Consider the following 14,814-nt stretch of genomic DNA (forward strand, 5'->3'; position numbering starts at 1 on the left):
TGGTCAGCACCTGATAGGTGTGCTGCGGCGTGTCGGCGATCACCTCAAAAACCTGGCGAACGAAGTCCAGCGGTACGCGAGCGTGGAACAGGTCCGACATCGAGTTGACGAACACCGTCCGCGGACTCTTCCAGCCGTAAGGGATCTGGAGAGCATCCGGATGCACGGTCAGGCCGAATCCCGGCCCGGAGGTCCGTGGATCGCCATCCTTCTGGTACTTCGCCGACCCCATCGCCTTGAGGCGTTTCGCCAGGGCGAGCGCGTAGCAGTTGTCGCAGCCGGCCGACACACGATCGCACCCAGTCGTCGGGTTCCACGTCGCCTCAGTCCACTCGATGGCGCTGCGATCACTCACCGGTTTCCTCCTGCCATGCGCGTCTTCACACCGTCACCAGGGACAAGCGCGGCGTGCTGCCCAACGATGCCCGCATCCAGCAAGTACCGGGGCTCGTTGCTCGGTATTGCTGCGGTTGCCGATTGCTCCACTCCGCCTCAATGTTCGAACCTGCGTTCTAATCTAGTGACCGGGAACCACGCCGTCGACAGCCAGGTACGGGCCATCGCCACGCTTCCGCGGCTCCCGCTCCACCGAAACCCACTTCCCAGGGGCCCTCACCGCCGCGCTCGGCCACGCATCCCAGCACGCGCCCGGGCAGCACTGTCGCGTACGGGTCCAGCTCACTGCCGGCGGCCGGTACGGCGGCGCGGCATACTTCCTGGCGCGCATCGCGGCCGTACGAGTGGACGGCAGATGCCGAGCGGTGCGCTCACGGGCCTGCTGGGTGACCTGGAGGTGCTGGCATGGATGAGCTCTGCCAGAGGGGCATGAGCAGGCGCTTCTTCCCGTACATCGGGGTGCGCATCACAGGCTGGATCTCCGGCTCGCGGAGGACGGTACCGCGTGCTCGTCGCCGGTGCCGGTCCAGCGTCCGAGGACCAACCAGAGTTCGTAGTGCAGGAACCATGCCGAGGTCCACGGCAGGATCGTGTCGGCGAGGAGCATGTGTTCCTTCCATTTCCCGGGCAGGTACAGGCACAGGTCGCCGTTGGGGTAGACGTGCGGGAGCTTTGTGGCGTCCGGGTGCAGTGCCAGCGGTGGGCCGGTGACGCTCACGCGTGGCCTGCACCGGTGGCGGTAGACGATCCGCACCGGGTAGTTCCTGCTCACGGGGGTGGGTTGCAGGGTGAGGGTGCAGCGCAGTTCGCCGCCTCGTATGGTTCCCCGGGCGTCGGGGATGGCCGCTTTGATCGCGGCCATCTGGAGGGCGAGATTAACCGCGCGTGCCGGGGTGCTGGCCATAGTAGGTGGTCGGCTTTCTGCGAGGGCCGGTGGCGGTCTCGGAGAGCAGTCCGGTGGCGCCCATCCTCTGGCCGGTAGGGGCCTTCATGCGGGCGCCGTAGCGTGCGAAGGAGTGCTTGACGGGTTCGGGGTCGAAGGACTTGATGAGCTGGGCGTAGACCACGTCCAGGCCCTTGGACTCCGTCAGGGCGAGGTTGTCCATGATCGCGCTGATCTCGTCGTACCAGGCGCGGAAGGCTTGGCGCCGCTCAGGATATTCGTTCCACTTGTCGGCGAAGTTCTCACCCTTGTGGGCGGGGTTGGGCACCACCCACTGGCCGTCGATCTTCTTGGTGAAGTGCGGGATAGCGGCCAGGACGTTGCGTACGGCGGTGAACAGGTCGTCCTCGCCGCGGTAGGCGCGGCCGGCGAGCGTGGTCAGAAGGATGGACGGCGGCCGGTTGTCGGTGTCGTCGCCGAAGAAGAACATGCAGTGCCACTTGAGGATCTGCACGAGGCGCTGCAGGGTGCTGCGGATGTGGTGTTGGGGGACCTGCTGGACGCCGGCGGCGAGCCGCTTTTCGAGGAGGGCGCGGGAGAGTTCCGAGCGCTCACGGAACCAGTCCGCGTAGCCGAGGGGGTTGCCGTGCTGCCACTTGTGGAGCTTCTTGTCCGTCAGAAGGATGCCGGTGGGCTGATGATCCTCGTCGGGGATGGAAGGCAGCACATCGAGATGGAAGCCCGGGTATCCGAGGGTCCAGCAGCGCCGGCGGGCTTCGAGGCTGTCGGGGCCGTCGGTGTGGCCCTGGCGCTGCTTCCAGCGCCGGTAGGCCACCAGTTGATCGCCGACTCGCTGCTTGAGCTCTTCCTTCGTGGTGCTGTCCCGGTGCAGCGGGAGTCGGCAGACGAGGTCGATGTCGTACTCGCCGGTATCGGTGTGGGGGCGGACCACGGTGCCGAGGAGGAAGGAGCCTTGGGGGTGGATCTCCCATCCGGGGCTGCCGTTCTCGGCGAGCCAGTTCCCGACCTCTTCGTAGCGCCCGACGGCGGTCTCGTAGAGGTCCGGGGAGATGTCGAGGACTTCCACGGCGCCGTCGAGCAGCATGGACAGCATCTGTTCGGGCGTGTCGGTGTTGTCCCGCGTCTGGTGGTACGCGTTCACGTCATTCCTTACGAGCGGGGTGGAGGGGGACGAATGCGGGGGCGAGGTGATCGCAGAAGGTGCGGTGGACGGCCGGGGAGGCGTCGCGGCTGACGTGTCCGGCCCATCCCGAGAGGGTGGTGATGTCGACGTCGTCCAGCGCGAGGGCGCCGGTGGGGAGCGTCGGGTTGAGTCGGAGCACGTTGTCCTTGCCGACGAAGTGGCGTACCTGCTTGGCGGCGCTCTCGCTCTGTGCGCGCATGAGGACCTCGACCGCGTCGCGGGCCCAGGGCAGCAGGCCGCCGCGGTCGAGACGGCGGTGGCGGTGGCGGACGTCGGTCGTGGTCCCGAGGCTGAAGACCCGGATCGCGTCGAGGGGCACGGACAGCGGGCCCACCGACTCGGTCAGCGCGACCATGGCCGGGTTGTTCGCCCAGACGCCGCCGTCGACGAGCCTGGCTCCGTCCAGGGGCATCCCGGGCAGGTAGGTCGGCGCGGCGGAGGTGGCCAGCGCGACGTTGACGGCCTTCTCACGCCAGTCGCGCTTGAGGCCGGGCAGATGCGGGGTCCGGAAGAGGTAGACGTCGTCGGCGGCGATGTTGTACGAGGTGATCACCAGGCGTTTGGTGCTCTCCCCGAAGGTCCGCTCCCCGAAGACTTCGGTCAGGGCCGCGCGCAGCGGCTCCGCGTTGTACTTCGCGCGCGCCAGGTGCCTCAGGCCCCGCATGCGGCTGCGGTCGCGGAAGATGCGCGGGCCGTGCTCGGTGTAGAACTCCAGGATCTGCCGAGGGCTGAGCCCGAGTCCGAGGCCCAGCGCGATGATTCCGCCGGTCGAGGTGCCCGAGATCAGATCGAAGTGGTCAACGATGCGGACGTCGAGGTCCTCTTCGAGGCGGGCCAGGACCGCGGCGGAGAACATGCCGCGGAAGCCGCCGCCGTCGAGCGCGAGTATCTGGAAACGCTGTGTCAGTTCAACCGCCCCCGGACCATGGACTCTTCGAAGCTCCTGCCCCGAGGGTGGGATCTTCACCGTCGAGAGTACTTAATATCACAGCATGCATTTCCGCGCGGGTTTCTACGCGCGAGTCGTAAGGTCTGTGTCGACCGCGCACCCCAGAGCGTGTGCGGCACGCACGTTCCGCCAAGATGTGGAGACCAAGATCAGACAGGTCAGGCAAGGGGACAGATGAGCACGCAGGCGTTCGAGCGCACTCGGCTGCGGACCGCCCGCGAACTGGCCGGGCTGAGCCAGACGCAGCTCGCCCGCGAGAGCGGCCTCACTTCTGCCGCGATCAGCCAGTTCGAGAGCGGCGCGGCGCGGCCCAGCCCGGACACCACCAGCGTCCTGGCCAGGGTTCTCGCGGTGCCTCCGGAGTTCTTCCGCGCGGCGATGGTCGAGAGCCACGAGGGCTTCTTCCGGTCGCTGCGCCGCACATCGGTGTCCGACCGCCGCCGCGCCCGGGCCATCGCCCACGTCGCCCACGACCTGGCCGTGCACGCCTCGTCCGCACAGCGGTTCTGCGACGGCGACGTGCCGGTACTCCCCGTGAGCGGACTGCAGGCCGGGAGGGCCGAGATCGAGGAGGCCGCAGGTCGAGTCCGGGCGGCGTGGGGGCTGCCGGCGGGACCGGTCGCCGATGTCGTGGGACTTCTCGAAGCGCACGGGATCGCGGTGATCCGACTCCCCCTCGACAACACGGACGTTGACGCCTTCTCCCTGCCCTTTCCCGACCATCCGGTCATCGTCCTGGGCACCGACAAAAACGACCGTGCCCGCTCCCGCTTCGACAGCGCGCACGAACTCGCCCACCTCGTGCTGCACGGCGAGCAGATCTGGGGTGTCAAGGAAGTCGAGACCCAGGCCCACCAGTTCGCGGCAGCCTTCCTCATGCCCGCCAAGGACATCCATGACCAGTTGCCGACCACGGTCGACTGGCCTGCCCTGTTCGCCCTCAAGCGGCAGTGGCAGGTATCCCTGGCCGCCCTGCTCATGCGCGCCCGGACCCTGGGACGGATGAGCGAGAACACCTACCTGACCGCTATCAAAGCAGCGTCCGCCCGCGGGTGGCGCCGCACCGAACCCCTCCCACTCGGACGGCCGGAGCAGCCAACGAGACTCCTCGCCTATCTCGCCTCCGCCGACAGCAGCCACGCGCGGGCCGTCCTGCCGCCGCAGATCGTGGAAAGCCTCCACACTGCGTCAGCGGCGTAGCCACACCGGCCCGCGCACGCGCGGCCCCTTTCTGCTGCGCATTACGCCGGAACTCGCGGCAGAGCAAGTCCAGTTGGCGTGCGGGAGAAACCGCTTGGCTCCCCCCTAAAGAGCACTGATACTTCGTCGAATGACGACCGAGTCACCCCGCTACGGAATGCGTGCCATCTCCTGGAGCACCATCCAGGCCGACCGATACCCCCGCCACCGCCCGGACATCGCGTACTGGGACGGAACCGAGGCTGCGGAACTGAACCGGCTGAGGGGTCTGGTGGTGGTGCAGGCCGCGGAGACCGAGGCCGTACTCGGCATGATCCTCTCCCGCCTCGATCCGGCTGCCCGCACCGACCAGCCGGCGAGGCGGCTGGTACACCGCATACGGCAGAAGATCGAAGGCTTCTGCGACACCGAGTGGCCACCGGCGCTTGACCTCATCGACGCCGCCGCCAAGAGGCGCAACAGAGTGGTCCACGACAGCCCGACGATCGGCAGGGTCTGGCGCGACTACTCCACCGGTGGCGGCGAATGGGTCCACGTCGTAACGATGCTGGGCGACGACGACTGCGACACCGGAACCCTTGTGCGTGACCTGGCCCTCCAGCAGGACGCGACGGCCGCCGCGGTGGAGATTCTCAACTGCCTGACCGTACCGGCGCCGTCTCCCTGATAGCCAGGTGGAGCGGCCGAGCACATCACCCACCCAGTGATCGCTAACGGATGGGACAGAAAGGCGGGGCGGGCAAGGGCCCCGCCGGGAGCCATACCACCGCTGCCGCGCATCCGGTTGGCGACGACGGCATGGCTCCCGCCTGGTTGGGCGTCTCGGCTGGGAACGCGGGAAGCGCGTCATAATGCTCGTGCTACAGGAGAGGTTGTATGAGTTCTTCGTTTTCTCACCACTTCAACGTCCAGGCGGTCGCAGCGGAAGGTGGGCCCGCCCAGTTCGGGACGAACGTGCTCGCTGGCCTCGTCGACGGGATCGACGAGTACCGGCACGAGTTGGAGCGGCAGCGGCGCTCACGCAGCCTGGGACCCGGTATGCTCGGGGCGTTCCTGTGGGTGGACGACACTGAACTGCTGCGCCGTATCGCCGAGTTCCCGTCCGCGTGCGTGGTGGTCAGCAAGCAGCCGCGGGGCCCGCGTTCCCTGGAGAAGTTGCGCAAGGTGGCCGATGCGGTGAAGGACGCGTCCGGCTTCCCTGCTAGGGCGCTGCCTCATCTGGAGGGGCTGCGCCTCCATGAAGACGGCGCGGCACCGGTAGTCGGTCCCGGCTCAGCATCACCGGACATCCAGCTGCCCGCGCTGCGCAGCCTCGGCTACCGCAAGGCCGGCGAGCATCTCGTACCGATCCTGCACACCAAGATGTTGCTGCTAGGTGAGCTTTGGTGGCACGACGAGGACGGATCGGGCGCAGTGGCCGACGTCATCGGCTTCACGCCCAGCCGACTGTGGCTGGGGAGCGCCAACGGCACGGAAAGCTCCCGCCGCAGCCTGGAGTTCGGGCTGTGGACGCAGGATCCCGGTCTTATGGAGGCCGCACAGAAGTTCCTGGCCGAGGTGGTGGCTCAGTCCGAGGAGCTGGATCCCGACAGCAACACCCTGACTCCGGACCTGGTCGAACCGGACTACGACGACGAGGAGATGTGGGAGGCGCTCACCGCGCTGGCTGACGACGCACCCGACGAGGGCCACAGGGACAGCGAGTGACGCGTATAAGCGAGACCGTCGCACCCGGGTCTCCTCGTTTCGCCCTGCACACCCTGGGCTGGCGTTCCTTTCAGGACCTGTGCGCAGCTGTGCTACGGGAGGTGTGGGGGCAGTCGGTGCAGGCGTTCGCGGACTCCAACGACGGGGGCAGAGATGGCGCCTTCTACGGCACCTGGCGACCGCCAGACGGCCCCGGAGGCGTGCGAGATCTGCTGCCGGGACCTTTTGTACTGCAGTGCAAGCACACAAAGAAGGCGGATGCCACACTCGCCCCGTCGGAGCTCGAGGACGAGTTCACCAAGGTCCGTGCCTTGGTCGAGCGCGGGATATGCGCAACCTATGTGCTGCTGACCAACGCCCGCATCAGCGGACAGTCCGAGGAGGAGATCCAACGGCGGCTGCGTGCCTGCGGAGTGGCGCATCCCCTGGTCCTTGACGGACAGTGGCTGAGCGACATGATCGCCTCGCATCGAGGTCTGCGGATGTTCGTCCCCCGTGTCTACGGGCTCGGCGATCTGTCGCAGATCCTCGACGAACGCGCCTACACCCAGGCCTTGGTGCTGATGAAGTCTGCGCCGGAGCAGGTTTCCACGTTCGTCGTCACCAACGCCTACCGCAAGGCCGCCCGCGCACTGCGCGACCACGGCTTCGTGCTGCTGCTCGGCGACCCGGCCGTGGGCAAATCCGTCATCGCCCTGATGCTGGCCATCAGTGCCGCCGACAACTGGGGCTGCGTAGCCATCAAGCCGCGCACCTCCGACGAACTGGTGCAGCGCTGGAACCCGCACGAGAAGGATCAATTCTTCTGGCTCGATGACGCCTTCGGCGCGGTCCGCCATGAGGCGCTCCTCACCCACGCCTGGGCACGGGACCTGCCGCACGTGATGAGCGCCGTCAAGAACGGAGCCCGGGTCGTGCTGACCTTCCGCAACTACATCTACAACGAGGCCCGGCCCCTGCTGAAACCGTACGCCTACCCCCTGCTGCATGAGCAGCACGTCACCGTCGACGTCGCCGACCTCGGCCGCACGGAGCGGCAGCAGATCCTCTATAACCACCTCACTGCGGGCGATCAGCCGGCGGACGTGCTCAGACGGATGAAGCCGCACCTTGAGGCCGCCGCCGCTGCCGAGCCATTCCGCCCCGAAGCAGCACGCCGTCTCGGACTCCAGGCATTCACTACCGGCCTGTCCCCGACCCGCAAGGACATCACGTCCTTCATGGCCCAGCCCCGACAGCTCCTGATCGATGTCTATGACCAACTGGACGTGGACGCCCACGCAGCTCTTGCCCTCGTGTACGCCACAGGTCAGGACAAGGGGCTGCCCAGCCCCCTCGCCCTTGATCCGGTCCAGCGCGACATCATCGAACGGACTGGCGCCGCACCTGGAGCCACCAGCCGAGCCATGGCCGCGCTCACCGGTACCTTCCTCACCGAGGCGACCGCCCTTGACGGGCAGACGTACTGGTCATTCCACCACCCCACCCTCCGGGAGGGCTTCGCCTCCTGGCTGACCACCCAGGCCCACTTGCTTCCCATCGTCCTCACCGGCATGACCGACCGGGCCCTCCTCTCCCGCACGGACTGCCTGCCCGCCGCCAGCGAACAGCATCAGGGCACTCTCCTGCGTATTCCGCCACCTCTGTACCAGGCGACAGCCCGGCGGATCTCCGCGCTGCGCCGACATCGCCGCAGCCCTGACGTAGTGTGGCGGGAAGAGCACGAGCGTGAGCAAAGCGTCCTGTCCTACTTGTCGCGGGACAGCAGTGACAGCTTCCTACGCGCCTACCTCGCAGAAGATCCCGAACTTCACGCGGTGCTCCTGGACTTCGATGCACCGGCCAAAGACGATCTCCGCCCACAGGTACTGGCCCGCCTCCACCGCGCCGGACTGCTCCCCGAAGACATACGGCGGGAGGCGATCGCGCATATGACGGACCTGGCCGTCACAGCACCCGACGCTTCCTGGATCGAGGACAACGACTGGCAGAAACAAGCCTGGCACGTACTCCTCACAGACGAGGAACGCGAGAACCTGTTCGACCATGTGCGCCGTGAACTCGTTCCTCGCCTCAAACGGCGGGTAGACGACTGGGCCTCGGAGTTCAACGGCGACACAGACAACGACCCCGTCGGCGACGCGCTGTTCTGGTACAGCCAAGCCTTCGAGCAACGGCTGGACGACGACACCGCCGGTGAGTTCGACCTCGCACGCGACCTCTACCAACAGGTCCGCGAGGATCCGGACGATGCCCACCGCGACTGGGCTCCCGAGCCCCCTCCCTACCGACGGGAGACCCCGCAAAGCACCCAGCCGGGCCCAGAACAACGCAGCCTGTTCGACGACATCGACCACTGATAGAAACTCCTTACCCTGGCACCACGCCTGCCCGCGGCGACAGCCCGGCACCACGCCAGGCGGCCGGGAGCCCGGCTGCAACACCCCCCTCACCTTCTTCGTGGCCCGCAATGAGGCTTCCGGCCTCTGGAGCTGGCATGACCGCGGTGGGGGCGAGACGGCGCCACGGCGACGCTTCCAGCCCCCTGATAGCCCTGTCACACGTTTTCGTCGCCAGCCCTCCCCCGGTCTCGGGACCCTGATCGACCTGGAGGCACTGGGTACCGGGGAAGGCGGCGTCCGGCCGGAGATGGCCGTCACGATCATCTGGGGCCTCGGCGTAGCACGCAGGAGGTCAAATCAGACGGCTCTGACCGCGTTCGACTGCGGGCACCGGCGACTCTCCCCCGCGCACGACTTTGACCCAATCTCGGCATCGTCACAGCCGCGGGTCCAGGATGATCTGTTAGGGACACCGGGCAGGATGCCGTCGGTTTCCATGCCCTCGTCCAGGCCCGCCGCCAGAGGGTCACGATTCAGACGACGCCGACAGTCATCTGGTCTGCGGGCTGGTCATCGCTCGACGCCCCAGCAAGGCAGCATGGAAATACGTCCGGCTGGCTACCGAAAGCCGAGCATAGCGTGCCCGCCTAGGCCTGCGTGCAGCGTGATCGCATGATCGGGTTCCAGGCGAACCAGTGCAGGTTTCGGCACCAGTCCCCACAGCGACTCCAGCACGGGGGCGTGTAGCAGATGACGTTGCGTCACCGTGCCAGCCTTGGGCCAGTGTTGGATTGGACTCACTTTGTCTTTTTGTGGGGCGCAAGGGGCTTTGTGTATGCCTTCCTGACAGAGTGGATCTGCCTGGGTCCAAGGTCCGATGTGTCTCTGGGGAGGGCATGTGAGTGCCGGGGCGGGCGCTATGGCTCTGTTGTTCAGTGAAGCGGAAGGCCGCATCCGGGTATCGCTGGCTGAAGTGCCGGAGGGCACACATGCTCTGTCCGTGCCGGTACGTCGTGAGGGGATGAACCGCGCACCGCGTAATCGCCAGGGCTTGCTGCGCATTCGGGAAGTCGACCTAGTGACTGCGCGGGAGCAGCCGGCCTATGAACCTCCGGAGACTTTGGATAGCCGGCATCTGGTGTGGGTGCTCTCGGCGCAGCGGCGCTCTTGGGCCACGGTGGAGTCCCGTTTCGGAGCCAGGGCGTGGGATGTAGCTCTGGCGCTGGTGCGGTGCGGAGGTGTGGTCCTGCGTTGCGCGGTTGATGACGATCTCGAGCTCGCCGGTCCGTTGGCATGGCGTCTGTCTCATTCGTGGGCATTACAGGCGGATGAGTTGTTGCAGGAGCTGCGCGGATGGCGGGATCCCGATGAGGTACGCAAGGAACTGCGTGCGTTGATGGCGCCGGTACCGGAGTTGGAGCAGGAGCAGGTGCTGCTGGATGCCTGTCCGGCGGGTTCGCCGCTGAGGGTGCCGCAGGACAGTGCGGTCGCGACCGAGGCGTGGACTGCCTATGAGGCGGCGGTGCGCGCGGCGTCTGTGTGGTGGCCGGCGTACCGGGACGGGGAGCGGTTGTCCGCCAAGGAGTTGGCTGGCCTTGCGTTGAGCGGGTCGAAGAAGTGGACCCCTCCGCGGCAGGCGGCTTTCGAAAACCTGGTCGGGATGAGCTTTGACCTGGCGCTCGATGAGGCTGATGTCGATATTCGGGTGCGGGGGCCTTTGCGGTGGCGGGTGGGGTCGGTGGCTGCCGACGCTGCGGTGGCCAAGCCGTGGATCGCTCTGCCTGCTGGGGCCCTGCGGCTGGTGGGGGAAGTCGAGCACAGCGGGCGGGGCGTCTTCTTGGTTGAGAACTCGGACACGTTTGAACGCGTGTGTGCGATCCCGGAGGTTACGTCGCAGTGGCTGTGCATCTGGGGCAAGGGGTACGTCACCAACAAGCTGGTTGCCCTGCTGGAGTGGATGCGTCCGGAGCGGATGGCCATCTGGGGAGACCTGGATGCGGATGGGATTGCGATCATCGATGATCTGTCCCGGCGCTTGGACCGCAAGGTGCATCCGGTGGGGATGGAAGTGGAGATGTGGCGTGCCGGCCCCTACCGGGATCAGGAGCCCGAGCAGTATCCGAAGGCGCGTGCGCTGGCGGAGAGGATGGCGGCGGAGGGGCCGGTGGAACTGCGGGCCCTGGCGACGGAGATCGCGGTCTCGGGCGAATCGTGTGAGCAGGAGCCGTTGCACCGGAAGGTGCTGCCTCGCTTGGTTGGGCTGTTGGAGGCGGTGCCGGCCGGTGGGTGAACAGCTCGCGTTCGGGGACGGCGATCGGGAGGATCTGGCGGCGGCTGTTCAGTTGGCCAACTGGCGGGCGTTCATGGCTCCCGTTGCTGAGGATGCTGGTGCTGTGGCGCAGCACCCGGAGGTGGCGCGGGTGGCGCTTGCGATCCTGAAAGTGTTTGCCGAGCATGCCGGGGCGCACGGGCTGTCGAAGGCTGAGGTCGTGCAGGCATTGAAGGGCAATCCTTCAGGGTGGCCGGAGGAGCTGATCGATCGCCGTTTGGCTGTCCTGATCCGGCTGGGGTTCCTTGAGCCCTATCTCCTGAAGTCCCATCAGGACCGGTATGTCGTGCGACCTGCAGGGCTGGCCGGTGCTTTGGCGGCTGAACGGCTGGCGGAGCACGGGGGTGTTGATGAGTTGATCTTGCTGTTGGATCGGGCGAGGGCGGTGTTCGATCGCAGCAATCCCGACCCCGAGGCGGCTCTGGACTATCTGGTGTCGTGCCGGAACGCACTGCGGGTTTTCGCTCTGGATTTGCAGCGGCAGATCGCTACCGGCACGACGGCCGAGTTGATGGAGTCCCATCGACAGCATGATCATCAAGGGTTCACGCGCCAGGTGAAGGAACTGAACAAACTGGTCACGGACCGGTTCAGTGGTGACTGGGCGCTGGAGGAAGCTGGTTCGGCTCTGATCGAGGCGGAGCAGTTCTACCGTCTGCAGGTCATGGCCGCCGCGGACAAAGTACTTGAGCAGGGCGGCGGCAGTCTGAACTTTGACGTGCTGACCGTGAAGGAGTACGACCACGCCGCGGTCCAAGGTGACGTCGAGCTGCTGTCACAGGTGGGTACGGCACTGGTCGCTGACGTGCCAGCAGTGTGGATCGAGCCGGCTCAGCTCCTGGAAACAGTGGAGGGCTTCGCCCCGCGCTCGCGGGCACGCGTACGGCCTCTCGTGGTCGAGGGCGACGACGAGGATGAGGACGATCCTTTGCAGTGGGCCGAGGATGCACACGCGCATCTACGGGAGCGGCGTCGGCTGCGGGCCGATGAGTTGTTGGCGGCAGACGAGGAAGTCGATCTCACGCAGGCGCTGTACGAAGCGGGATGGCCTGCGGCTGCGTCGATCATCACCGACGTTATGGCGCTGAGTGACGATCCTGACGAGCCCTATACGGTCGTGGTGGAGGAAGGTTTGCTAGCCGATCCGGAGGCCTCCGTCACCTATCTGCATCCCCTGCGTCTTCGGCGCCAGAATGTGCCTCAGAGGGTCGATGGGGGTTCGGATGGCTTCTGAACAGGACGCCGTCCGTGAGGCGGATGAGGGCAGAGCATTTCAAGCAGCGTTGCTTCTGGGGCGGTTGCGGGCCGCTGGAGTGACATCGGCCGAGACGACCGGTCCCGTGGCGTTTGCCGCTGCGGCCGCGGCCGCCCGGATCGGACGCCGGGTGATCCGCGTGCACGGGGTAGGCCGGTTGGCTGATGTGCTGGTCTTGGGGTGGGACGGTGAGACGGCACCGGCTGCTGGCCTGGCGCCGGCGCTCCGGATTGGTTTGTCGCCGGTGCCGACCCTGGTGTGGGCGGCCTGCCTGCGCGCGGCGTGGCCGCGGCCTGAGCGCGCGCCGTTTCCGGGCGGGCCGTTTAGGCGTGCCGCCATTGTGGCGTTGTGTTCTCAACTGGGCGCGGACCGCGAAGCAGTGGAGCGGGCACTCGAGCGGACCTTGCCAGAGGCCGGCCTGATCTCCGTGGACGGGGACGAACTGCGGCTGGGGGCAGCCGTTGCGGCGTTTCCTGCTGTGGTGGTGGAAGGCCTACGCCGCGGACACCATCTGCTGCCGACTCCCGGGACGGATGAGCAGGCGAGCGGGGAGCCGGATTCGACGGTGCCGCCGTATGAGGTCCGGGCCGATGCCGAAACGGCGCTTGAGATGTCCGACGGATATGTGGTGCGATCAGTGATCGCCACACTGGAGACGGCTCGTCGGCCGGTGCCCCGGGGTGAGCTGCCGATGCTGGCTGATCCGGCGATACGGGCCGCGGTGGATCAGGCATTGCTGCCGTGCGGGCGGCAACTGCTGCAGACAGCGGAGGGCAACTGGGTCACCGGGTTTTGTGACCCGCTCGCCGACGCCCTGGTGGCCGAGGAGGTCGGGACCCTCGCCGCGGTGGACCGGGCCGTGCTGGCCCTGGTCCTGTTGCACACGGTGGCGATTCCGAGAGCTCGGGGCCGGCACCGGCACAACCGTTGGACGGGGGAAGCCCACACCGTCACCCTGGCGGAGCTCGCCTCCAACCGGCGGATCTCCAAGGCCGCGATGAGAACGGCGCTGCGCAGGCTGCGGGCGGCGGGCATGGTCGCTGAGACCACCACGGGCCGTTACCTGCCCGGCCCCGCGCTGGAGCGCATGAGCGAGGCCCGCAGCAACCTGCTCTGGGAGGACCTGATCCTGGTCGGTCGGCCCGGCGGGCAGTTGGCCGCCGCCATCCGCCGGCGGCGTGGCCTCGAAGTCCCCGCGTCTCGCGGCGAGTTACCTGAGATCCCGACAGAGACGGACCGCATGTGAGTCAGCAGATCCCTAGTGCACGTGGCAAGCGGGGAGTGATCGGCACCCGTCAGCTGGTCGCTGTCCAGACGTTCTCCATTGCCCGTCTGACCTCCCACCCGGTGGCTATCGTCCCCGGCACATTCGTCGCGGTGACCGGGCGGGGGCCGAAGGACTCCAATGAGTCGGGAAAGACCAGCTTCCTGTCTGCCCTGGCCCTCTTGCTGGGGGACCCGGAATGGCGCATGACGGGCGGTGGCTCCGTGCACGCACCCAAGCTGCTGTTCGAGCCCGTCACCGCCGGCGCATCGCCAGAGGTGAACGAGGCCGCCTCGATCGGCTATGTGGTGGGCGTCTTCGCCGAACCCGAGGATCCGCTGGGCAGCGCACACACCGTGTGGCTGCAAGTATCGGCCAAGTCACCGCACATCGAGGTACGGCACAAGGAAGGGGTGCACCTTCTGCTCAGCGGAGACGATCGCACCCAGCACGAGCTGGCTCCGGGGTTCTTCCGCGCCCTCGGTGGTAAACCCCTGGGGGCCACGGACTACGCGGAGGTCCTCTACGGCCGCGCCCCGCGTCTGCTGGCCTACATCATCAGCCGCGGCGGCATGCGGTCGCGGCCCTCTTTGCTGAAGCTGGATGCGGGCACCTTCACTCCCGTGCAGATCGGGGAGGCGCTGCTCGATCTCACCGGCAAGGCCGGCATGCTCGCCACGGACGTACAGGCCCGCAAGGATCTGGCTAGGACGCAGAAGAACCTGGCCGACAAACTGGCCGATGCCGAGAAGTCCTGGCACGAAGAGGAAATCATCCTTCACTCTGTCGAAACCCGGCAGCGGGCCCGGGTGGAGGCCGGCCGGGCTCATCTCTTCTGGCGACTGGCATCGGCACGCGCCGCCCTTGATGCCGTCGTCTACGAGCGCCGGATCGGCAGCAGCCTCGCCCGTGTCGAGGATGATCTGGCAGCTCTGGCTGCGCGGCATGATGCAGTGCAGGGCCAGCTCACCAAAGCCCGCGACATCGGCCAGCTCCGGCAATCGGCCCGTTCCGCACAGATGCGCAGCGACGAGCATCAGCGGGAGGTGGAGGAGGCCAACGAGAAGGTGGGACTCCTTCGAGGCGACTTGAAGCGGGCGCAGCAGGATCACCGCCAGGCGCGGCAGCAGAGCGAGGACTACGCCGGCCCCTCCCCCACCGAGCTCGCCCAGCACGTCAGCGACCAGGAGGCGCGTCAGCTCGAGGTGAAGGCGGAACTCCTGCTGGCCGAGGGACGTGTCAGGGCGCTGGAGGGAGAGCTGGCCGAGGCCCGGGAGGGGCGCAC

Annotated in this window: 11 protein-coding genes and 1 pseudogene; 8 read left to right on the top strand and 4 right to left on the bottom strand. The window is 67.2% G+C overall.

The genetic code is table 11. The annotated features are described in order from the left end of the window. The 4 genes from StrepF001_RS42410 to StrepF001_RS42425 all read right to left on the bottom strand — a co-directional run. Positions 1 to 355: DUF5131 family protein (locus StrepF001_RS42410; protein WP_129803413.1), on the bottom strand; the 355-nt coding region annotated here is incomplete at its 3' end. Between the two features lie 507 nt (positions 356 to 862). After that, positions 863 to 1,258, bottom strand: a complete 396-nt coding sequence (locus StrepF001_RS42415; protein WP_240797962.1) for a hypothetical protein — start codon at positions 1,256 to 1,258, stop codon at positions 863 to 865. Between the two features lie 13 nt (positions 1,259 to 1,271). Then, positions 1,272 to 2,441, bottom strand: coding sequence for a cyclic GMP-AMP synthase DncV-like nucleotidyltransferase (locus StrepF001_RS42420; protein ID WP_240797963.1), 1,170 nt, complete (start codon positions 2,439 to 2,441; stop codon positions 1,272 to 1,274). Position 2,442: 1 nt separating this feature from the next. After that, positions 2,443 to 3,450: a CBASS cGAMP-activated phospholipase gene (locus tag StrepF001_RS42425; RefSeq protein WP_276322895.1), complete on the bottom strand. Its 1,008-nt coding sequence runs from the start codon at positions 3,448 to 3,450 to the stop codon at positions 2,443 to 2,445. Between the two features lie 156 nt (positions 3,451 to 3,606). On the opposite strand from StrepF001_RS42425, the gene StrepF001_RS42430 reads away from it, so the two are divergent. From StrepF001_RS42430 to StrepF001_RS42465, 8 genes and pseudogenes are all read left to right on the top strand, one after another. Then, a complete protein-coding gene (locus StrepF001_RS42430) occupies positions 3,607 to 4,632 on the top strand; it encodes an XRE family transcriptional regulator (RefSeq protein ID WP_129803415.1) in 1,026 nt (341 codons plus the stop codon). A gap of 130 nt (positions 4,633 to 4,762) precedes the next feature. Further along, entirely contained in the window at positions 4,763 to 5,299 is a 537-nt protein-coding gene (locus StrepF001_RS42435; protein WP_129803416.1) for a hypothetical protein, read from the top strand. A gap of 209 nt (positions 5,300 to 5,508) precedes the next feature. After that, positions 5,509 to 6,339, top strand: coding sequence for a hypothetical protein (locus tag StrepF001_RS42440; protein WP_129803417.1), 831 nt, complete (start codon positions 5,509 to 5,511; stop codon positions 6,337 to 6,339). Beyond that, entirely contained in the window at positions 6,336 to 8,699 is a 2,364-nt protein-coding gene (locus StrepF001_RS49140; protein ID WP_129803418.1) for a restriction endonuclease, read from the top strand. Before StrepF001_RS42440 ends, StrepF001_RS49140 begins: the two co-directional genes overlap by 4 nt. A 901-nt stretch (positions 8,700 to 9,600) precedes the next feature. Further along, positions 9,601 to 10,971 (top strand): Wadjet anti-phage system protein JetD domain-containing protein, encoded by a 1,371-nt coding sequence (locus StrepF001_RS42450; RefSeq protein WP_129803419.1) that lies wholly within the window; start codon positions 9,601 to 9,603, stop codon positions 10,969 to 10,971. Continuing rightward, complete coding sequence (locus StrepF001_RS42455) at positions 10,964 to 12,244, top strand: hypothetical protein (protein WP_129803420.1); 1,281 nt, start codon at positions 10,964 to 10,966, stop codon at positions 12,242 to 12,244. Before StrepF001_RS42450 ends, StrepF001_RS42455 begins: the two co-directional genes overlap by 8 nt. After that, positions 12,234 to 13,511: a hypothetical protein gene (locus tag StrepF001_RS42460; protein WP_129803421.1), complete on the top strand. Its 1,278-nt coding sequence runs from the start codon at positions 12,234 to 12,236 to the stop codon at positions 13,509 to 13,511. Before StrepF001_RS42455 ends, StrepF001_RS42460 begins: the two co-directional genes overlap by 11 nt. 35 nt (positions 13,512 to 13,546) lie before the next feature. Next, positions 13,547 to 14,814: pseudogene (locus tag StrepF001_RS42465) on the top strand (hypothetical protein); the annotation flags it as partial.

It is taken from the genome of Streptomyces sp. F001, from assembly GCF_004187715.1.
Classification (GTDB): domain Bacteria; phylum Actinomycetota; class Actinomycetes; order Streptomycetales; family Streptomycetaceae; genus Streptomyces; species Streptomyces flavusporus.

Bases quoted from the DNA above. Each gene is read 5' to 3' on its own strand.
- StrepF001_RS42450 (WP_129803419.1), top strand. From the start codon at position 9,601: ATGGCTCTGTTGTTCAGTGAAGCGGAAGGCCGCATCCGGGTATCGCTG.
- StrepF001_RS42440 (WP_129803417.1), top strand. From the start codon at position 5,509: ATGAGTTCTTCGTTTTCTCACCACTTCAACGTCCAGGCGGTCGCAGCG.
- StrepF001_RS42415 (WP_240797962.1), bottom strand. From the start codon at position 1,258: ATGGCCGCGATCAAAGCGGCCATCCCCGACGCCCGGGGAACCATACGA.
- StrepF001_RS42460 (WP_129803421.1), top strand. From the start codon at position 12,234: ATGGCTTCTGAACAGGACGCCGTCCGTGAGGCGGATGAGGGCAGAGCA.
- StrepF001_RS42430 (WP_129803415.1), top strand. From the start codon at position 3,607: ATGAGCACGCAGGCGTTCGAGCGCACTCGGCTGCGGACCGCCCGCGAA.
- StrepF001_RS42435 (WP_129803416.1), top strand. From the start codon at position 4,763: ATGACGACCGAGTCACCCCGCTACGGAATGCGTGCCATCTCCTGGAGC.